Origin of the sequence: Burkholderia sp. MBR-1 (assembly GCF_013822785.1) — a bacterium.
Taxonomy (GTDB): Bacteria; Pseudomonadota; Gammaproteobacteria; order Burkholderiales; family Burkholderiaceae; genus Burkholderia; species Burkholderia vietnamiensis.
The window spans coordinates 73799-92835 of the sequence record NZ_CP053610.1 but is presented as its reverse complement, the minus strand read 5'-3'; the positions used below and the strand labels follow the sequence as shown (position 1 = coordinate 92835).

The following is a 19037-nucleotide window of genomic DNA, read 5'->3' as shown; positions in this document are numbered from 1 at the left end:
CGTCGCATCAGATCCCGGCCTTCGGGGCGTTCAGGATCAGCCGCAGCCCGAGCAGCGCGATCGCACCGGCCGCGATGCGGTCGACCCACTTCCTCGCCCGGAGATACAGCTCGCGCGGCCGGCGGGTGGAGAAGCACAGCGCGACGATCGTGTACCAGCCGAACTCGACCGCGAACACGAGCGGCGGCAGCGCCAGGTAGCACCACAGCGGCGGATGTTGCGGCAGCAGCGCCGCGAAGATGCTGCCGTACCAGATCGCAGTCTTCGGGTTGCTCAGCTGGGTCGTGAGGCCGGTCAGGAACGACTTGCGCGCGCTGCCCGCCGCGCCGCCCCGCGGATCGTCCATCGCGATCGGCCGGTCCGCGCCGCGCCAGATCTTCGACGCCATGTAGATCAGATACGCGCCGCCCGCCAGCTTGAGCGCGACATACAGCCACTCGACCGCCTGCAGCAGCGTATAGAGCCCGGCGAGCGCGACGCCGCCGAACGCGATGCCGCCCACGCCCATGCCGAGCGCGGTCGCGAGCCCGTCGCGGCGCGACAGCCCGATCGAATTGCGGGCGACCAGCACGAAGCTGGGGCCCGGAATCATCGCGCCGAGCCAGAGCGCAGCCAGAATGGCGAGTACGGCAGCCGATGCAGTCATCGAAGTCTCCTTTGCCTTGCGACGCCGCGACGCCGGCGCCTGCGCGTCCGTCCCGGACCGGGAAGCCACCGATTCTGGCACGCTTCGCGGGCCGCCGAAAGCGCGGCCGCACGTGCGGGGCGGCGCCAACCGGTCTACCATGGGCGCTCGCCGCCGTTCGCGCGCGCCGGCCCGGCATGCGGCTTGCGCGCTCCGTTCCCACGTTGAACCAGCGCAGGAGGACGTCATGACGCAACACTTCGACGCGATTGTCATCGGCACCGGGCAAGCCGGGCCGCCACTCGCCGCGCGCCTCGCGGGCGCCGGCATGAAAGTCGCGATCGTCGAGCGCGGCCGGTTCGGCGGCACCTGCGTGAACACCGGCTGCATTCCGACCAAGACGCTGATCGCCAGCGCCTACGCGGCGCACCTCGCGCGGCGCGCGCACGAATACGGCGTGTCGGCCGGCCCGGTCAGCGTCGACATGAAGGCCGTGAAGGCGCGCAAGGACGCGATCGCCGGCCGCTCGAACCACGGCGTCGAGCAATGGGTGCGCGGGCTCGACCATACGACCGTGTTGCAGGGTCATGCTCGCTTCGAGCAGGCCGACACGGTGCGCGTCGGCGACGCGTTGCTCCAGGCCGAGCGGATCTTCATCAACGTCGGCGGCCGCGCGCAGATTCCGCCGATACCGGGTCTCGACACGGTGCCGTACCTGACCAACTCGACGATGATGGACGTCGATTTCGTGCCCGAGCATCTGGTGATCGTCGGCGGCAGCTACATCGGGCTCGAGTTCGGTCAGATGTACCGCCGCTTCGGCGCGCGGGTCACCATCGTCGAGAAAGGGCCGCGCCTGATCCAGCGCGAGGACGACGACGTCTCGCAGGCCGTGCAGGAGATCCTCGCCGGCGAAGACATCGACGTGCAGCTCGGCGCGAACTGCCTGCGCGCGCGACGCGACGGCGAGCGCGTCGTGGTCGGTCTCGATTGCGACGGCGGCGGCCGCGAAGTGGCCGGCTCGCATCTGCTGCTGGCAGTGGGCCGCGTGCCGAACACCGACGATCTCGGCCTCGAACGGGCCGGCGTCGCGACGGACTCGCGCGGCTACATCGCCGTCGACGAGCAATTGCGCACCAACGTCCCGGGCATCTGGGCGCTCGGCGACTGCAACGGACGCGGCGCGTTCACGCACACCGCGTACAACGACTACGAGATCGTCGCGGCGAACCTGCTCGACGACGATCCGCGCAAAGTGTCCGACCGCATTCCAGCCTATGCGCTGTACATCGATCCGCCGCTCGGCCGCGTCGGGATGACGCTCGCGCAGGCGAGGCAGACCGGCCGCCGGCTGCTGGTCGGCACGCGGCCGATGACGCGCGTCGGCCGCGCGGTCGAAAAAGGTGAGAGTCTCGGCTTCATGAAGGTGATCGTCGATGCGGACGACCACGCGCTGCTGGGCGCGTCGATCCTCGGCGTGACCGGCGACGAAGTCGTGCACGGGCTGCTCGACGTGATGGCCGCGCGCGCGCCTTATACGACCATCAGCCGCGCGATGCATATCCATCCGACCGTGTCCGAACTCGTGCCGACGCTGCTGCAGGATCTGCATCCGGTGGAATGAGGGGCGCCGACGTCGGTGTCGCTTGAACGCGCGTTTTCGGCTCGACGGCTCGACGGCTTGGCCGCAGCCGGTCGGTGCAGGGAGTGCCTTACGGCGGGTGGTGGGTTCGGCGGTTCGGCACGGGCGTCTGACAGTCCGAACATCCGGGTGCCCGACTACCCGTGCGCCCGAATGTCCGGGGATCGAAGCGTCATCGCAGCGATGCAGCGATGCGCCGCGACACGCGCGCCGCATGCGCTGCTCGCGCGTGCGTCAGCTCGCGAAGTACTGCGGCCGGTCGATGTCGGCCAACAGCCCCGGCTGCGTCGGCGCCCAGCCGAGCGCCGCGCGCGTGCGCTCGCTGGTTGCGGGCGCATCCATTCCGACGAACATAGCGAACCAGCCGAAGTGCTCGCGCGCCTGCTCGGCCGAGATCGACGCAACGGGCAGATCGAGCCGCTGGCCGATCACGGTCGCGATCTCGCGAAACGGCACGCCCGTGTCGTCGACCGCGTGGTAGCGTGCGCCGCGCGCACCGCGCTCGACCGCGAGCCGGTACACGCGCGCCGCGTCCAGCCGATGCACGGCCGGCCAGCGGTTCTCGCCCTCGCCGACGTACGCGGACACCTGTCGCTCGCGTGCGAACGCGATCAGGCGCGGCACGAACGCGTGGTCGCCGTCGCCGTGCACCGACGGCGGCAAGCGCACGACCGACGCGTGCACGCCGCGCGCTTCGAGCGCGTGCGCCGTCGCTTCCGACGCACGCGGATAGGCCGCCGACACCGGCACGTGCGGATCGTCCTCGGTCGCCGCGCGGCCCGGTGCGACCAGCGCGAGCCCCGACGTGACGACGAGCGGCCGCGCCGCCCCTTCCAGTACCGCGCCGATCGTCTCGATCGCGCGGCGGTCGAGTTCGCAGTTTTCAGCGAAGCGCGAGAAGTCGTGATTGAATCCCGTATGGATGACCGCGTCGGCGGACTCGGCGCCGCGCGTCAGGCTATCGGCATCCTCGAGCGACCCGCGATGCACCTGCGCGCCGGCGGCCGCAATCGCTGCCGCGGCGGCGTCGGAACGCGCGAGGCCGAGCACCGCATGCCCGGCGGCCACGAGTTCGGCAACGACCGCGGAGCCGACGAAACCCGACGCTCCAGTAACGAAGACACGCATGTTCAACACCTCCGGATGAAATGGAGGCTTACTATCTGCCGGCCGCCGCGCGCGGTGAAGACGTGACGGTTTACCGGTAAACGAACTAACAGGCTATGGCTGACGCCCCCAACAACCTGCTCGGCGCGTACCTACGGGACCGCCGCGAGAAACTCGACCCCGCCGCGCTCGGGCTGCCGTCGACGCGGCGCCGCACGCCGGGCCTGCGGCGCGAGGAAGTCGCGCAGCGCGCGCACGTGAGCACCGCGTGGTACACGTGGCTCGAACAGGGGCGCGGCGGCGCGCCGTCGGCCGACGTGCTCGATCGGCTCGCCCGTGCCTTGCTGCTCGACGACGCCGAACGCGAGCATCTGTTCCTGCTCGGCGTCGGCCATCCGCCCGAAGTGCGTTATCACGCGAGCAGCGGCGTGACGCCGCGCCTGCAGCACGTGCTCGATGCGCTCGACGCGAGCCCCGCGATCGTGCGCACGGCGACCTGGGACGTGGTCGCATGGAACGCCGCGGCCGCCGCGACGCTGACCGACTATGCGACGCTGCCGCCGGCCGCGCGCAACATCCTGCGGCTGATCTTCGTCGATCCGCGCGTGCGCGACGCGCAACCGAACTGGGACCGCGTCGCGCGGTTCGCGGTGGGCGCGTTCCGCGCCGACATCGCGCGCGGCGGCGCGACCCAGGCCGTCCAGGCCTTCATCGACGAAATGCGCGCGACGAGCGCCGAATTCGACGCGCTGTGGCGCGACCACGATATCCGCTCGCACGACGAAGGAACGAAGGAGATCCGCCATCCGCACGCGGGGCGGATCACGCTCGAATACTCGGCGTTCGCCGTGATCGGCCGTGCGGACTTGAGCCTCGTGATCTTCACGCCGACGACGGCGGCCGATCGCGCAAGCATCCGTTCGCTCGTCGCTGCGCGCGAGCAGGCTCGTGCAGCGCAGGCGCCGGCCATGTAGCGGTGCGGCGTCGCCCATACGCGCTGTCGTGCGGCGTGGACGCGCCATCGGATTCCCCACTGACAGGCAGTCGAATATTTAATTTTCAAGCGGCGCAGCGCAGCTTTACCCTTTCGGCATCGCATCGTGGGGCCGCAGGCCCCGTCCTGGAGCAATTCGATGACCGACCGCTGCACCGCGCAAGCCGCCTGCCGTCCGCGCGCCGCTTCAATGTCGTATGGCGCGCTCGCGCTGCTGGTGCTGGCCGGCATCAACCTGCGTCCGTTCCTCACTGCATTCGGCCCCGTCCTCGACTTCGTGCGCAGCGACACCGGCCTCGGCTTTCGCGCGGCTGCGCTGCTGACCACCCTGCCGTTCGTGCTGATGGGCATCGTCGCCGGGGGCGGCGTGGGGCTCGCGCGGCGCGTCGGCGAACGACGCGCGCTGACGGTCGCGCTGGTGCTGATCGCCGCCGGCTGCACCGCGCGGTTGTGGGCGGGCAGCGGCAGCGGGCTGGTGGTCACCGCGATCGTCGCTGGCGCCGGAGTCGCGGTGATCCAGGCGCTCACGCCGGGCCTCGCGAAGCGCTGGTTCGTCGATCGGCTGCCGCTCGCGATGGGCGTCTATTCGGCCGCGCTCGTCGGCGGCGGGGCGTTCGGCGCGATGACGAGCCCGTGGCTCGCCGCGCACGGCGGCTGGCGTCTGTCGCTGGCCGTCTGGGCCGTACCCGCGCTCGTCACGCTCACGTTGTGGCGAACGCATGCGCCGCGTGACGCAGCGCACGGAGCGCATGCAGTGCATGCAGCGCACGCGGCCACGGTGCCGGCGTCGGTCGCCGCGTTCGCGCGGGTGCCGCGCGCATGGCAGCTGGCGCTGTTCTTCGGTCTCTGCAACAGCGGCTATGCGAGCGTCGTCGCGTGGCTGCCGGCGTTCTATCGCAGCGCTGGCATGAGCGCGCAGGCGAGCGGCAACCTGCTTGCATGGATGGCGCTGTTCCAGGCGGCCGGCGCGCTGGCGATGCCGCTGCTCGCGAAACGGGCGCACGATCGGCGTGCGGTGCTGTGGGCGACGCTGGCGTTGCAGGCGACCGGCTTCGCCGGGTTCGCGGCAATGCCCGCGCTTGCGCCATGGCTGTGGGTCGCCAGCGTCGGCATCGGGCTCGGCGGTTTCTTCTCGATGAGCCTGATCGTCACGCTCGACCATCTTCCCGACGCACGACTCGCCGGTGCGCTTGCCGCGTTCGTGCAGGGTGTCGGGTTCCTGATCGTGGCCGCGAGCCCGTGGCTGATCGGCTGGCTGCGCGACGCGGGCGGCGGCTTCGCGATCGCGTGGTGGGCGCATGCCGGCGTGGTCGCGGCGATGGCCGCGTTGAACGCCGCGTTCGCGCCCGCCGGTTATCGGCGCAGCATGGTGCGCATTACCGGCGCGGCGTGCTGAGCGGGCAAGTTTGACGATATGGCGCGTGAGCCGCTGCGGCGCGCATGGGTGGCGACGTGAACGTATCGACCACCATGCGATTGGCGGCCTTGCGTACCGTCACGCATCGACCGACATCACTTGCTGAGACGGGACGAGCTTCGGCGGCGGGGCGCACTTGCAGATACAAAGGTCATCGCTCAATGCCACAGGCCGCCCGTCCGGCCCCGTCATCGGCTGTCGCGGGCCGACACATTGAATCTTGCCGACGGTTTTGCACGCGGGACAGATCACGTCGTCGCCTTCATGAGCGATGTGTCTGCCGCCAAGCTCGAACGGCGTTGCCGTTGCGCGGACGGTTCCGGCCACGGTCGTGTGATCGCCGTCGAGGATCATGTATCGCGTCATTTGTCGTTGCCTCGTTCAGGTATTCAATGTCTTGCCGGTTTTCTCTTACAGCGGGAAACCGGTTTTCGGATCCAGATTGTAGGCCTTCGCCATCGCATCGACCGTCGCTTCCGACGGCTTCGGTGGCGAGGCGGCGGCGTCCTGCTCCTTCTGCCATTCGAATGTGCCGTCCCACCGGGGGAGCTTTGCGGGCGGAAGGGGCACGATTTTGTCGATGTCGGGGAGTTTGGGGTTGCGGCCGTCGTTCGAGCGCAGGAATTCCAGAATCGCGCGGTATCTCCGCGAGCGCTCTGAATCATTGGTCAGCGCGAGATAATATAAACCGTCGGTTTGCGGCGGGGCCTTGAAGCCGTTACCCAGAAAGGAAGCTGACTGAATACTGCCCGCCTCCACTCCTTTTTGAAAGGCCTTTACCGCGTCCGGATACAGCTTATCGCCGCTCAAATCGATACCCAACGCGCTTGCGGCCTCACCAGATCCCTGGTCCGTAGCACACTGGCGCATCTGTCTGGCAATCTCCGGAGCCTTATCAAGCGGCGCCAGTAATTGCGCCACATACGCCTGCGCCTCCGGGTTTCCAAGATCGGCAGCCTTTCGGAAATACCGCAGTGCCGTCTCGGCATCCTGTCCCAGTCCATATCCGGTTTCGAGATAGTGACCGATGTCGTAGTAGCCCGATGGGATGCCTTGTTGGATCAGTCGCACGGCAAGCGCGACCGTTTCCTTCGGTGCATCGGGTGAACCGGCCAAACCGTCGGAAATCAGCGACTGGAGATTCTGATTGGCCTTGTAGTGTCCATGTGCCGCCGCGATCCGGTAATAGCGCGCCACCTCGTTGAAATCTTTCGTGCCGTCCTGCTTCTCCAAAAAGCGCGCGTAGAGAAACAGGCCCTCTGCCTGCGGATCAAGCGGCGGCAGGTGATCCGCCTGATGCGTGCAGCTGAAAGCGAGATTCGTGCGCACGGCGCTCATGTCGGGCAAAGCGGTCCCCGGCGGTTCCTTTTTCGAGCAGGCGCAGGCAACCAAGGAAAGCCCAATGATGATGGCGTATCGATTCATGAATCAGTCGGAACGGGCGATCGTGTTCGAAGCTCGCATGAAGGCCACGAGCGACGCGTATGGCTGTTGGGCCACCATTTTGTCGCATCTATTTCACACCTACCACCGCCGCCGCGAATGCGGCATCGCCAACACACCGCCTGGCGCATCTCAATCAAATCCATCCATCGTCGTTCCACGCCCACGTGCTGAATCCACTCACTGCCACGAAGCGATTCACCACCGTCCGATTCAGCGGAATCGCCTGCCGAGATTCGAACGACTTTCCAGCCCGCAGCACGATCGGCCATACCAACAACCCCGCCCCACCCTCAACCGAACGCAGGCGCCCCACCTGTCGCATCCATCCATATCCACGTCGCATACGGATAAAACCTCCGCGCCCCGCCCGCCGTTAACGCGTTCGTAACCCCGGCGCCCCGAGCTTCGACGCGGCGCCCGTCGTCGTTCGTGATCCGCCATCCACATCGCCCGTCGGCCGCCGTTCGGCCGCCGGCAAGGGAACGTCATGCGCAAACTCACCATCCGCGGCGGCCTCGTCGCGACCATCGCCGGCTACACCGTGCTGCTCCTGCTGGTGGTCGGCGCCTGCATCGCCGCGCTCTACGCGGGCAACCATTCGCTCGAGGCGATGTACCGTGACGACACCGCGTCGCTGCTGCATCTGAAAACCAGCTCCGAGCGGATGCTCGTGCTGCGCGAACGCGTGAGCGACGTCGCGCAGATCATCAGCGCCGGCCAGCCGGCCAACGCCGAAATCGCGCAGCTCCATACGCTGCTCCAGCAAAGCAACGACGAGCTCGGCGCGTACACGCGACTGCACGCCCGCGACGCCGACGAGCAGGCGCTGTTCGACACGCTGCAATCACGTCGCCGCACGCTGCTCGATCAGGTGTTCCTCAAGGCGATGTCGCAGCTCGACCACGACAACGCCTTCGACTTCCTCGAAACGCACCGCACCGCGCCGCCCGGCCTGTTCACCGCCTATCAGCAGGCGATCGACGCGCTCGAATCGTTCCAGGTCACGCGCCAGAAGGCGCGCTACGACGCAGCCGGCGCGCGCTTTCACCGGATCGTCTGGGCGATGGCGAGCGTCGCCGCGTTCGCGCTGCTGGTCGGCTTCGTCGCGCAGCGCGTGCTGGCGAAGGCGATCATCGAGCCCATCCATCTGGCCGTCGATCAGTTCGACCGGATCTCCAAAGGCGATCTGACCGGCGCGGTCGCGATCCGCGGCGAAAACGAAATGGCCTATCTGCTGAAGGCGTTGAAGCGCATGCAGGCCGGCCTCGTCGACACCGTGACCCAGGTACGCACGAGCACGGAGACGATCGTCGGCGACGTGCGCACGATCGCGAGCGGCAACGTCGATCTGTCCACGCGCACCGAACAGCAGGCCGTCTCGCTGCAACAAGCCGCCGCAAGCGTGGAGCAACTGACCGCGACGGTGCGCCAGAACGCGGACAACGCACGCGATGCCCGCACCTACGCGCAGGGCGCGGCCGGCATCGCGGCGCGGGGCGGCGATGCGATGCGGCGCGTCGTCGAAACGATGTCGGCGATCTCCACCAGCTCCGCGCGGATCTCCGGCATCGTGGGCGTGATCGAAAGCATCGCGTTCCAGACCAACATCCTCGCGCTGAACGCCGCCGTCGAAGCCGCGCGGGCAGGCGAACAGGGACGCGGCTTCGCGGTCGTCGCGACCGAGGTACGCGGGCTCGCGCAGCGCTGCGCGTCGGCAGCGAAGGAAATCCGCGAACTGATCGGCAACTCCGCGCAGCGTGTCGAGGACGGCAGCGCGCTCGTCGCGCTCGCCGGTTCGGCGATGTCCGAACTCGTCACCGCGGTCGAGCGCGTCAACGCGATCATGAGCGAAACCAGCACCGCGTTCGACGAGCAGACCGCCGGCATCGAGCAGGTGAACGCGGCCGTGATCCAGATGGAACAGACGATGCAGCGCAACGCCGCGCTCGTCGAAGAAGCGGCGGCGGCCGCGCTGTCGCTCGACGATCAGGGCGCGCGGCTGAGCGATGCCGTCGCGCAGTTTCGTCTGCACGGCGCGGCGACGGCCTGATGGCACGCTGATGGCACGCTGATGGCGCGCGAGCGGTGAGCCGTGACCGACAGGCGACGCCCAACCGCGGAACCGGCCGCGCCGCAGCGCCGCCGCGCACCGCCTCTAGCCGCCGTTCCCCGACAGCCCGTGCATCGGCCGCCGCAGCGCGGCATCGAACGGATTCGTGCGCGGGCCGATCGCGTCGGCCTGGCGCCTGAGCAGTTCGACGACCATCGGCATCCGGTCGTCGCCGAGCCGCGACGCCAGCGTGCCGACGCTCAGCGCGCCGACCGGATAGCCGGTGCGATCGAGGATGGGCACCGCGACGCCGGCCATGCCGTCGAGCACGCCGCTGTTGCGACCCGCGTAGCCGAGCTCGCGCACGCGCTCGATCTCGGTGCGCAGATACACCTCGTCGAGCACGCCGTAGCCGCGGATACGCGGCACGTTGAAGCGGATCACCTCCTCGCGCTCGGCTTCCGGCAGGAACGCGAGGATCGCGAGGCTGCCCTGCCCGACGCCGAGTGCGATGCGCCCGCCGATGTCGCCGGTAAACGACCGGATCGGAAATGGCCCTTCGCACAAGTCCAGACACACCGCGTCGAAGCCGCTCTTCACGAGCAGGAAGATCGTCTCGCCGAGGCTCGCGCACAGCCGCAGCAACGCGGGCCGGCACAGCGTGCGCATGCTGCTCGGATTGCCGGCCAGCGCGGCGAGCGCGAAGAAGTCGACGCTCAACCGATACAGCTTCGATTGTTCATCCTGCTCGACCATGCGCTCGGCGATCAGCGACTGCAGGATGCGATGCGCGGTGCCTTGCGTGAGGCCGACGGCCTTCGCGAGGTGCGTGACGCGCACGCCGTCCTGCTGCATGCCCGCCAGCGCGCGCAGGATCGCGAACGCACGCTGCAGCATGCCGACGCCCGCTGCGCCGCTGGCGTCGTCCGGCTGCCGCACGGGCGCTTCCGCCGACGTTCCGCGCGAATCGGGTTCCTGCATACCGGCGCTCCTCGATGATTTCATTGAATGGAACAGGGTGAGCCGCCATTGTGGTCCCGCCGAAAAACCGCGGGCATCCGGGTGTGCACGGGATTGACGTGCGTTTTTCGCGGCACGGCCGCCCTTCACCCAACGGAACGAATCGCACCCGCTTCGTCGATTCATTCCGTTCACCGGAATTTTTCCGAAATTCCTCTCGTTGAGCAGAATTCGAAATTGACGCGCCGAAATATGGCTGGCTAGAGTCCGCGTCAATGACGCACCGGCGCTCCGGTGTGCGAACCGGAGCCTCCCATGTCGTTTCTCACGCTTACGGATCTGACGAAAACGTACGGCGAGCTCACCGCCGTCGCGGACGTCAACCTGTCGGTCGAGCAAGGCGAGTTCGTGTCGCTGCTCGGGCCGTCGGGCTGCGGCAAAACCACGACGCTGCAGATGATCGCCGGTTTCGTCGACGTGACGCGCGGGCGCATCGCGCTCGACGGGCAGGACATCACGCACATGAAGCCGAATCGCCGCGGCCTCGGCATCGTGTTCCAGAGCTATGCGCTGTTTCCGCACATGAGCGTCGAGCAGAACGTGGGCTTCGGCCTCGACATGCGCGGCGTCGACAAGGCCGAGCGCGCGGAGCGCATCCGCGCGGCGCTGTCGCTGGTGCGACTCGATGCGCTCGCGCAGCGTTTTCCGCGCGAGCTGTCCGGCGGGCAGCGGCAGCGCGTCGCGATCGCGCGCGCGGTGGTGATCGAGCCGCCGGTGCTGCTGCTCGACGAGCCGATGTCGAACCTCGACGCGAAGCTGCGCGAGGACATGCAGTTCGAACTGCGCGCGATCCAGCGCAAGATCGGCACGACGACGATCATGGTCACGCACGATCAGTCCGAGGCGCTGTCGATCAGCGACCGCGTGGTCGTGATGGAAGCCGGCCGCATCACGCAGACCGACACGCCGTACCGCGCGTACGAACGCCCGGAGAACCGCTTCGTGTCGCAGTTCATCGGCAAGGCGAACCTGTTGCCCGGCACGGTCGTCGCGCACGACGGCGATGCGATTCGCATCGACCTCGGCCACGATCTCGCCGAGACGGGCCGCACCGCGCATCTGCCGATGCACGAGCGCGACGTGCGCGTCGGCGACGCCGTGTCGGTATGCATCCGCCCCGAGAAGCTGCGGCTGTGCGCGCCGGGCGCGGGCCGCTTCGCCGCGACCGTCACGAGCCGCTTCTTCCTCGGCAGCCAGTGGCTGTACCGCGTGGACAGCGCACTCGGCGAAGTGCTCGTGTGCTGCCAGAACGAAGGCGCGGAGCCACTCGAGGAAGGCGCGCCGGTCGGCGTCGACTGGCACAGCGACGCGGTGCGCGTGATGCGCGGGGAGGCATGAATGGCACAGCCTGCCCGCCCGCTGCCTGCCGATCCCGCGCAACGCGGCACGAGCACGAGCACCAATACGAGCGCCGCTACGCCGCCGGCACGCGCGGCCGCCCCGCGTCCGCCGCGCGCGACGTGGCGCGCCCATGCGCCGCTGTGGCTGATGTGCGCGCCGGCGTTCGCGCTGTTCGCGGCGCTCGTGCTCGCGCCGCTCGCGATGACCTTCGCGCTCACGTTCTACCGCTTCGATCCGGCCACCGGCCCGAGCGCCGCGTTCCAGTTCGGTCACTACGCGGAGGTGCTCGGCTCGTCGTACTTCCACGCGATCTTCGCGCGCACCTTCGGCATCGCCGCGCTGACCACCGCGATCTGCGTCGCGATCGGCACGCCGGAAGCGTACGTGCTGTCGAAGATGCGCGACCCGTGGCGTTCGCTGTTCCTGCTCGTCATCCTCGCGCCGCTGCTCGTCTCGGTGGTCGTGCGCGCATTCGGCTGGAGCATGCTGCTCAACACGGGCGGCCTCGCGAACCAGGCGCTCGCGCTCGTCGGGCTCGGGCCGTACAAGCTCGAGTACACGACGTTCGCGATCGTGATCGCGCTCGTCCACGTGATGCTGCCGTTCATGGTGATTCCCGTGTGGACGGCCCTGCAACGGCTCGATCCGCAAACCGAGCACGCGGCGCTGTCGCTCGGCGCATCGCCGTTCACGACGCTGCGGCGCATCGTGGTGCCGCAGCTGATGCCCGGCGTGCTGTCGGGCAGCCTGATGGTGTTCGGGCTGTCGGCGAGCGCGTTCGCGATTCCCGGCCTGCTCGGCGGACGGCGGCTGAAGGTCGCGGCCACCGCCGTCTACGACGAATTCCTCGGCTCGCTGAACTGGCCGCTCGGCGCGACCATCGCCGTGCTGCTGCTGGTCGCGAACCTCGTCGTGATGCTCACCTACTACCGCGTGCTCGAACGCCGCTACGCGCGCAGCCTCGGAGGCGCTTCCCGATGAGAAACAACGGCCCTGTCGCGCTGGCGTTCCACACGCTCGTGATCCTGTTCGTGCTCGCGCCGCTCGCGATCGTCGTGCTGGTCGCGTTCACGCCCGACGAAACGCTGACGCTGCCGACGCACGGACTGTCGCTGCGCTGGTTCCGCGCGATCCTCGACTATCCGGACTTCATCACGGCGTTCGCCAACAGCGTGAAGCTCGCGTTCGCGTCGGCGACGCTGTCGCTCGCGCTCGGCCTGCCGGCCGGCCTCGCGATCGGGCGCGCGACGTTCCCCGGCCGCGCGTTCGTGAACGGCCTGCTGCTGTCGCCGCTGGTGATTCCCGGCCTCGTGCTCGGCATCGCGCTGCTGCGCCTGTTCGCGCTGATCGGCGCGACCGGCTCGTTCGCGTGGCTCGTGCTCGCGCACACGATCGTCATCACGCCGTTCGTGATGCGGCTCGTGCTCGCGTCCGTCGCGGGGCTCGACCGCAGCATCGAACAGGCCGCGTGCTCGCTCGGCGCCGACCCGTGGACGATCTTCCGCCGCATCACGCTGCCGATGATCGTGCCGGGCATCACCGGCGGCTGGCTGCTCGCTTTCATCAACAGCTTCGACGAGCTGACGATGTCGATCTTCGTCACGTCGCCGCAGACGGTCACGCTGCCGGTGCGCATGTACATGTACGCGACCGAATCGATCGACCCGATGATGGCGTCGGTGTCGGCGCTCGTCATTTTCATCACCGCCGGCGCGATGCTGCTGCTCGATCGCGTGTACGGCCTGAACCGCATCCTGATCGGCCAACATTGATGACGACTTCCGCTTCCCGCTCCACCGATATCGCCGACGACGGCGCGCAGTTCGTGCGCGTCGCCGAACACGGACGCACGGCGGTCGGGTTCACGCTCGACGGCCGCGCCGCGCAGGCGCTCGCCGGCGACACCGTGCTCACCGCCATCCTCGTCGCGCAGCGTCGCGTGCGCGTGAGCGAATTCAGCGGCCAGCCGCGCGCGGGCTTCTGCCTGATCGGCGCATGCCAGGACTGCTGGGTGCGCACCGAAGCCGGCGCACGGCTGCGCGCGTGCTCCACGCCGATCGCCGAAGGCATGCGCCTCGTGACGACAGCCGTGCAGCCGGCCGCGACCGGAGCCGCGTCGTGACGGCCGCGCTGCAGCCGGTGATCGTCGGCGCGGGGCCGGCGGGCGTGCGCGCGGCCGAGGCGCTGGTCGACGCGGGGCTGCGCCCCGTCGTGATCGACGAGAACGCACGTTGGGGCGGGCAGATCTATCGGCAGCCGCCGGCCGGGCACGCGTTCACGCGCGGCAAGCGCACGCTGTACGGCTTCGACGCCGCGAAGGCCGACGCCGTGCACCGCACCATGGCCGCGCTGCTGCCGCACGTCGACTACCGGCCGAACACGCTCGCGTGGGCGTGCGGCACGGGCCGTATCGACACGCTGCAGGACGGCCGCGAAGTGACGGTGCCGTTTTCGCGCCTGATCGTTGCGAGCGGCGCGACCGACCGCATGCTGCCGGTGCCCGGATGGACGCTCGCGGGCGTCTACACGCTCGGCGGCGCGCAGGTCGCGCTGAAGGCGCAGGGCTGCGCGATCGGCCGCCGCGTCGTGTTCGCCGGCACCGGGCCGTTGCTGTATCTGGTCGCCTATCAATATGCGAAAGCCGGCGCGCAGGTCGCGGCCGTGCTCGATACGAGCCCGCTGCGTCAGCAGACGGCCGCCGCCGCCGCGCTGTTGCGGATGCCGACGACCTTCGCGAAGGGGCTGTATTACATCGGCTGGCTGCGCGCGCACGGCGTTGCGGTGGAAACCGGCGTGACGCTCGAGCGCGTGCTCGGCGACCAGCACGTGCGCGGGCTCGCGTGGCGCGCGGCCGACGGCGACGCGCACATGCTCGACTGCGATGCGCTCGGCCTCGGCTTCGGGCTTCGCCCCGAAACGCAGCTCGCCGATCTCGCCGGATGCCGGTTCCGCTTCGATCCGCTGAGCGGCACGTGGCTGCCGGAGCGCGACGCGGCCGGCCGCACGTCGATGCGCGGCGTCTACGTCGCCGGCGACGGCGCGGGCATCGCGGGCGCCGACGCGGCCGAAGCATCGGGCCGGCGCGCGGCGCTCGCACTGCTCGACGATGCCGGCTTCGCGCCGGGCTCGCCCTCCGGCAAGCCCGGCGCGGCCGCGCTCGAGCGCACGCTGGCGCGGCTCGGTGCGTTCCGCGCGGGCCTCGAGGCGGCGTTCGCGCCGCCGCCCGAGCTCGCCGCACGCTGCCCCGACGACACGATCGTGTGCCGCTGCGAGGAGATCGATGCGGGCACGCTGCGCCGCTGTGTTCGCGACGGCGCAGCAACCGAACTGAACCGGCTGAAGGCGCTGACGCGTGCCGGGATGGGCCGCTGCCAGGGCCGCATGTGCGCGGACGCGGCCGCGCGCGTGCTCGCCGCCGAAACCGGCCGCCCGCTGGCGGAGGTCGGACGGTTGCGCGCGCAACCGCCGGTGAAGCCGTTTCCGATCGCGGCCGCGCTCGCGGGCGACGACGTCGCGACGATTCCCGACGAGGCGCGCGATGAATGAGCGCAGCCGTTACGATGTCGCGATCGTCGGCGGCGGGCTGGTGGGCGCGTCGACGGCGCTCGCGCTGACGCGGCGCGGGCTGCGCGTCGCGCTGTTCGAGCGCCGCGATTGCGGCGCGCAGGCGAGCGGCGTCAACTACGGCGGCGTGCGCTGCCAGGGCCGCCCGGCCGAACAGCTGCCGCTCGCGCTGCGCGCGCGGCGCATCTGGGATCGGCTGCCCGAGCTGATCGGCAGCGACGGCGAGTTCGTCGTGTCCGGCCACTTGCGGCTCGCGCGCAGCGACGCCGATCTCGACGCGCTCGATGCATACGCGACGCTCGCCGGCGAGCACGGCCTGCCGCTGCAGGTGATGCGCGGCGCGGCGTTCCGCCGCCGCTACCCGTGGCTCGGCAGCGCGGCGCTCGGCGGCTCGCTGTGCGCGACCGACGGGCACGCGAACCCGCGCATCGTGTCGCCCGCGTTCGCGCGCGCGGCGCGCGCGGCCGGCGCCGACGTGTTCGAACACGCGCCCGTCGACGACGTGCGACACGACGGCACGCAGTTTCACATCCATGCGGGCGCGCGCACATGCGTCGCGACGTGGCTGATCAACTCGGCCGGCGCGTGGGCGAACACGATCGCCGAACGCTTCGGCGAGGCGGTGCCGATGGAGCCGATCTACCCGAACATGTGGGTGACCGAGCCGCTGCCGCCGTTCATCACGCACAACCTGGGCGTGTACGGCGGCGGCGTATACGCGCGGCAGGTCGCGCGCGGCAACTGCGTGATCGGCGGCGGACGCGGCCGCGGCGACGGCGAGTTCGGCCAGCCGTCGGTCGACACGACGCGCGCGGTGATGCGCGACGCGTGCGCGCTGCTGCCCGCGCTGCGCGACGCGCTGCTGATCCGCACGTGGAGCGGCGTCGAAGGCTGCACGCCGGACCACAACCCCGTCATCGGCGCGAGCCGTACGACACCGAAGCTGCTGCATGCGTTCGGCTTTTCCGGCGGGGGCTTCCTGCTCGCGCCGGGCGTCGGCGAAGTGCTCGCCGACCTCGTCACGGCCGGCGAAACCGCCACGCCGCTCAGTGCATTCTCGATCGGCCGCTTCTTCCGCGAAGCCGCGCCGAGCGCCCCTATCCGTCAACAGGAGACCCAACGATGAAACTGCCCGCAACGATCGCGGCGGCGGCCGCCCTCTGCATCGCGTGCGCCGTCGCGCCCGCGTCCGCGCAAACCAGGACGATCTACGTCGGCATGAACGGCGGCCCGATGGAGAAGGCCTATACGAGCCAGGTGCTGCCCGAGTTCGAGAAGGCGAACAACGTGAAGGTCGTCGTCGTGCCCGGCACGTCGTCGGACGTGCTCGCGAAGCTGCTTGCGAATCGCAACAAGCCGCAGATCCACGTCGCGTTCCTCGACGACGGCGTGATGGCGCGCGCGGTGAGCCTCGGCGTGTGCCAGAAGCTCGACGATTCGCCGGTGCTCAAGGAGCTGTATCCGTTCGCGCGGATGAAGGACGACGTCGGCGCGGGCGTGCAGCTCGGCATGACGGGCATCGCGTACAACCGGAAACTGTTCGCGGAAAAGGGCTTGGCGCCGCCGACGTCGTGGCTCGATTTCGCCGATCCGAAATACAAGGGCAAGGTCGTGTTCCAGTCCGCATCGAGCAGCACCTTCGGGCTGCACGGATTCCTCGCGATCAACCGGCTGCTCGGCGGCAGCGAGCAGAACGTCGAGCCGGGCTTCAGCAAGTGGGCGAGCACGGTCGGGCCGAACGTCGTCGAGTACATTCCGAACTCGGCGAAGATCTCCGAGATGGTGCAGACCGGCGAAGCCGGCCTGTTCCCGCTGACCCCGACCGGTGTCGGCGATCTCCAGGACAAAGGCATTCCGGTCGCCTATGCGAACCCGAAGGAAGGGCCGGTGCTGCTGCTGGTCGACCTGTGCGTGGTGGCGAACAACCCGGACCCGCAACTCGCGCAGAAGCTCGCGCAGTTCCTGCTGTCGGCCCCCGCGCAGACGAAGGCGGCCGAGGCCGGCAGGCAGATCCCGACCAACCGGCTCGCGAAGATGCCCGCCGCGATGCAGCAGAGCCTCGGCAACGTCGACGATCTGCTGCACAAGGTGACGGTGGTCGACTGGACCGCGATCAACGCGCATCGCGCGCAGTGGGATACGCGCTGGAATCGGCAGATCGAGCGGTGAGTGTCGAGGGTTGGGGGTGCGCCATCGCCGACGCCGCGGCCATCCTCCGCGGACGCGGTGCGCGCCGGCCGCACGCCGGCGATCAGCGGCGCGGCAACGCCCGCTGCGCCGCCGCCAGCCCAGCCGCCGCGAACAGCGTCAGCGCCGAATAGACGAGCCCGCGCGCGAGGCCCGCGCTGTCCGACACCCAGCCGATCGCGACCGGCCCGGCGATCTGTCCGAACGCGAAGACCGTGGTGAACGCGCTGATACCCTTCGCCCAGCCTTGCGGCGGCAGGTTGTGACGCACGAACGCGGTCGTCGACGCGACCGCCGACAGGAACGTCGCGCCGAACAACACGCCCGACGCGAACGCGGCTGCCGGATGAACGAACAGCGCGGGCATCAGCGTCGCCACGCCGAGCAACGCATTGAGCACCGCGAGCGCCTGGCCGCCGCGCATCCGGTCGAGCAGCGTCGACCATAGCCGTGCCGACACGACGGTCGCGACGCCGAGCATCACGTAGAACGCGGCCACCACCGTCCCGCTCATCCCGGCGCCGCGCAGCAGCGCGACGATGAACGTCATGTAGCCGATGTAGCCGACGCCGAACAGCCCGTAGCCCGCGAGCGCGAACGCGAAGCGCGCGGGGCCGGCGATCGCGGCCGGCGCGGCGGCGTCGCGTCGCACGGCGGCTGCCGCGTGCGCGTGCTCGATGCGGCGCGCGGCCGACACGGCCGCCGCCGAGAACAGCACGCAAGCGAGTGCGAGCGCGAACCAGGCCGGCTGCCAGCCGTGCGCGCGATGCACGAGCGTCGCGGGCACGAGCAGCGACGACGCGACGATCCCCCAGCCGGTACCGCCGTAGTACAGGCCGAGCAGCAGCCCCGCGTCGCGTGGCGACGCGGATGCGAGCCGCGCGGCCAGCACGCCGCCGCTGATGAAGATCAGCGCGCTGCCGATGCCCGTCGCGACGCGCGCGGCGAGCAGCGCGTCGGTGCCCGACACCAGCCCGCAAGCGGCCATCAGCGATACGGTGAGCACGCAGCCGGCGGTGAGCAGCGTACCCGCGCGCCAGCGCCGCGACAGCAACGGAAAGACGAGCGCGCCGAGCAGATAGCCGGCCGCGTTGGCCGTATTGAGCGCGCCGGCCTCGGCGAACGACCAGCCGAGATCGGCCTTCATCGGCGGCAACAGCAGTGCATACGAAAAGCGCGCGAGCCCCAGCGCGATCGCGCTGCCGAGCGACAGCCGGACCGCGAGCCGCCATGCGGCCATCCGGTCGGCTTCGGCCGTGCCGGCGCCCGCCCGTGCGCGGGCGGCATGCTGCGGTGGCGGCGCTGCGCGCATCGCGGTGTCTCCATGATGGTTCGAATCGTCCAGCCTGACCGGCCGTGCGCGCGGCCGTGACCGCGCGTGAAGAAGCCGTCAGATGGTGCCAGAAAACCGGCGGCGCCGCGCGTGCCCGGTGCGGCATCGGCAACCGCCGGCGCGCGAGCGCGGCCGGTCGTGCGCGGCATGCGGGAATAGCCAATTCAAAAAACGAAACCGCTACACACCCATTGAAATTATAAAAAATACAATTCCAGGCTGAATTGCTCCCATCGCCGATATTCCGAAAAAAATCGCCGCGCGCGTTTGAATCGATTCGGCGTCATCCGGCCCCGGATCACGCCGACAGG

The 19037-nt window shown here is 69.6% G+C and carries 17 protein-coding genes; 11 read left to right on the top strand and 6 right to left on the bottom strand.

Annotation, left to right across the window (positions count from 1 at the left end):
• Nucleotides 1-7 precede the first annotated feature (7 nt).
• The gene (locus MBR110_RS15325; RefSeq protein WP_014724505.1) at nt 8-646 is read right to left on the bottom strand and encodes a LysE family translocator; all 639 of its coding nucleotides are present in this window, start codon (nt 644-646) and stop codon (nt 8-10) included.
• Between the two features lie 226 nt (nt 647-872).
• Here MBR110_RS15325 and MBR110_RS15320 point away from each other — a divergent pair, with 226 nt between their 5' ends.
• A complete protein-coding gene (locus MBR110_RS15320; RefSeq protein WP_181709396.1) occupies nt 873-2249 on the top strand; it encodes an FAD-containing oxidoreductase in 1377 nt (458 codons plus the stop codon).
• A 252-nt stretch (nt 2250-2501) separates the two neighbouring features.
• Here MBR110_RS15320 and MBR110_RS15315 read toward each other — a convergent pair whose 3' ends face one another.
• Nucleotides 2502-3395, bottom strand: coding sequence for an SDR family oxidoreductase (locus tag MBR110_RS15315; RefSeq protein ID WP_011881418.1), 894 nt, complete (start codon nt 3393-3395; stop codon nt 2502-2504).
• Between the two features lie 95 nt (nt 3396-3490).
• Here MBR110_RS15315 and MBR110_RS15310 point away from each other — a divergent pair, with 95 nt between their 5' ends.
• Both MBR110_RS15310 and MBR110_RS15305 read left to right on the top strand, forming a co-directional pair.
• Nucleotides 3491-4348, top strand: coding sequence for a helix-turn-helix transcriptional regulator (locus MBR110_RS15310; RefSeq protein ID WP_059735653.1), 858 nt, complete (start codon nt 3491-3493; stop codon nt 4346-4348).
• A gap of 159 nt (nt 4349-4507) precedes the next feature.
• The gene (locus MBR110_RS15305; RefSeq protein WP_059735651.1) at nt 4508-5764 is read left to right on the top strand and encodes a cyanate transporter; all 1257 of its coding nucleotides are present in this window, start codon (nt 4508-4510) and stop codon (nt 5762-5764) included.
• 99 nt (nt 5765-5863) lie between these two features.
• Here the strand turns inward: MBR110_RS15305 and MBR110_RS15300 are convergent, their stop codons facing one another.
• Together MBR110_RS15300 and MBR110_RS15295 are read right to left on the bottom strand one after the other, a co-directional pair.
• Entirely contained in the window at nt 5864-6151 is a 288-nt protein-coding gene (locus MBR110_RS15300; protein WP_011881415.1) for a PAAR domain-containing protein, read from the bottom strand.
• A gap of 45 nt (nt 6152-6196) precedes the next feature.
• Nucleotides 6197-7210 (bottom strand): SEL1-like repeat protein, encoded by a 1014-nt coding sequence (locus MBR110_RS15295; RefSeq protein WP_309486114.1) that lies wholly within the window; start codon nt 7208-7210, stop codon nt 6197-6199.
• Nucleotides 7211-7718: 508 nt separating this feature from the next.
• On the opposite strand from MBR110_RS15295, the gene MBR110_RS15290 reads away from it, so the two are divergent.
• Entirely contained in the window at nt 7719-9281 is a 1563-nt protein-coding gene (locus tag MBR110_RS15290; RefSeq protein ID WP_181709395.1) for a methyl-accepting chemotaxis protein, read from the top strand.
• 105 nt (nt 9282-9386) lie between these two features.
• Here the strand turns inward: MBR110_RS15290 and MBR110_RS15285 are convergent, their stop codons facing one another.
• A complete protein-coding gene (locus MBR110_RS15285; RefSeq protein ID WP_011881412.1) occupies nt 9387-10262 on the bottom strand; it encodes an IclR family transcriptional regulator in 876 nt (291 codons plus the stop codon).
• A gap of 294 nt (nt 10263-10556) precedes the next feature.
• Between MBR110_RS15285 and MBR110_RS15280 the strand changes: the two genes are divergently transcribed.
• Genes MBR110_RS15280 through MBR110_RS15250 form a run of 7 tightly spaced genes read left to right on the top strand, consistent with a single transcriptional unit; the run spans nt 10557 to nt 17375 of the window.
• A complete protein-coding gene (locus MBR110_RS15280) occupies nt 10557-11639 on the top strand; it encodes an ABC transporter ATP-binding protein (RefSeq protein WP_034194912.1) in 1083 nt (360 codons plus the stop codon).
• Nucleotides 11640-12623 (top strand): ABC transporter permease, encoded by a 984-nt coding sequence (locus tag MBR110_RS15275; protein WP_059889744.1) that lies wholly within the window; start codon nt 11640-11642, stop codon nt 12621-12623. It begins immediately after the preceding gene.
• Complete coding sequence (locus MBR110_RS15270) at nt 12620-13414, top strand: ABC transporter permease (RefSeq protein WP_011881409.1); 795 nt, start codon at nt 12620-12622, stop codon at nt 13412-13414. Before MBR110_RS15275 ends, MBR110_RS15270 begins: the two co-directional genes overlap by 4 nt.
• On the top strand, nt 13414-13764 hold the full coding sequence (locus MBR110_RS15265; RefSeq protein WP_011881408.1) for a (2Fe-2S)-binding protein: 351 nt from the start codon (nt 13414-13416) through the stop codon (nt 13762-13764). Before MBR110_RS15270 ends, MBR110_RS15265 begins: the two co-directional genes overlap by 1 nt.
• Complete coding sequence (locus MBR110_RS15260) at nt 13761-15188, top strand: FAD-dependent oxidoreductase (protein ID WP_176322050.1); 1428 nt, start codon at nt 13761-13763, stop codon at nt 15186-15188. The genes MBR110_RS15265 and MBR110_RS15260 overlap by 4 nt, the downstream gene beginning before the upstream one ends.
• Nucleotides 15181-16332 (top strand): NAD(P)/FAD-dependent oxidoreductase, encoded by a 1152-nt coding sequence (locus MBR110_RS15255; protein ID WP_181709394.1) that lies wholly within the window; start codon nt 15181-15183, stop codon nt 16330-16332. Before MBR110_RS15260 ends, MBR110_RS15255 begins: the two co-directional genes overlap by 8 nt.
• The gene (locus MBR110_RS15250; protein WP_181709393.1) at nt 16329-17375 is read left to right on the top strand and encodes an ABC transporter substrate-binding protein; all 1047 of its coding nucleotides are present in this window, start codon (nt 16329-16331) and stop codon (nt 17373-17375) included. The genes MBR110_RS15255 and MBR110_RS15250 overlap by 4 nt, the downstream gene beginning before the upstream one ends.
• 82 nt (nt 17376-17457) lie before the next feature.
• On the opposite strand, the gene MBR110_RS15245 is transcribed toward MBR110_RS15250, so the two are convergent.
• Nucleotides 17458-18705, bottom strand: a complete 1248-nt coding sequence (locus tag MBR110_RS15245; RefSeq protein ID WP_181709392.1) for a YbfB/YjiJ family MFS transporter — start codon at nt 18703-18705, stop codon at nt 17458-17460.
• Between the last annotated feature and the right edge of the window lie 332 nt (nt 18706-19037).

Bases quoted from the DNA above. Each gene is read 5' to 3' on its own strand.
- MBR110_RS15325 (WP_014724505.1), bottom strand. From the start codon at position 646: ATGACTGCATCGGCTGCCGTACTCGCCATTCTGGCTGCGCTCTGGCTC.
- MBR110_RS15320 (WP_181709396.1), top strand. From the start codon at position 873: ATGACGCAACACTTCGACGCGATTGTCATCGGCACCGGGCAAGCCGGG.
- MBR110_RS15315 (WP_011881418.1), bottom strand. From the start codon at position 3,395: ATGCGTGTCTTCGTTACTGGAGCGTCGGGTTTCGTCGGCTCCGCGGTC.
- MBR110_RS15310 (WP_059735653.1), top strand. From the start codon at position 3,491: ATGGCTGACGCCCCCAACAACCTGCTCGGCGCGTACCTACGGGACCGC.
- MBR110_RS15305 (WP_059735651.1), top strand. From the start codon at position 4,508: ATGACCGACCGCTGCACCGCGCAAGCCGCCTGCCGTCCGCGCGCCGCT.
- MBR110_RS15300 (WP_011881415.1), bottom strand. From the start codon at position 6,151: ATGACGCGATACATGATCCTCGACGGCGATCACACGACCGTGGCCGGA.
- MBR110_RS15295 (WP_309486114.1), bottom strand. From the start codon at position 7,210: ATGAATCGATACGCCATCATCATTGGGCTTTCCTTGGTTGCCTGCGCC.
- MBR110_RS15290 (WP_181709395.1), top strand. From the start codon at position 7,719: ATGCGCAAACTCACCATCCGCGGCGGCCTCGTCGCGACCATCGCCGGC.
- MBR110_RS15285 (WP_011881412.1), bottom strand. From the start codon at position 10,262: ATGCAGGAACCCGATTCGCGCGGAACGTCGGCGGAAGCGCCCGTGCGG.
- MBR110_RS15280 (WP_034194912.1), top strand. From the start codon at position 10,557: ATGTCGTTTCTCACGCTTACGGATCTGACGAAAACGTACGGCGAGCTC.
- MBR110_RS15275 (WP_059889744.1), top strand. From the start codon at position 11,640: ATGGCACAGCCTGCCCGCCCGCTGCCTGCCGATCCCGCGCAACGCGGC.
- MBR110_RS15270 (WP_011881409.1), top strand. From the start codon at position 12,620: ATGAGAAACAACGGCCCTGTCGCGCTGGCGTTCCACACGCTCGTGATC.
- MBR110_RS15265 (WP_011881408.1), top strand. From the start codon at position 13,414: ATGACGACTTCCGCTTCCCGCTCCACCGATATCGCCGACGACGGCGCG.
- MBR110_RS15255 (WP_181709394.1), top strand. From the start codon at position 15,181: ATGAATGAGCGCAGCCGTTACGATGTCGCGATCGTCGGCGGCGGGCTG.
- MBR110_RS15250 (WP_181709393.1), top strand. From the start codon at position 16,329: ATGAAACTGCCCGCAACGATCGCGGCGGCGGCCGCCCTCTGCATCGCG.
- MBR110_RS15245 (WP_181709392.1), bottom strand. From the start codon at position 18,705: ATGCGCGCAGCGCCGCCACCGCAGCATGCCGCCCGCGCACGGGCGGGC.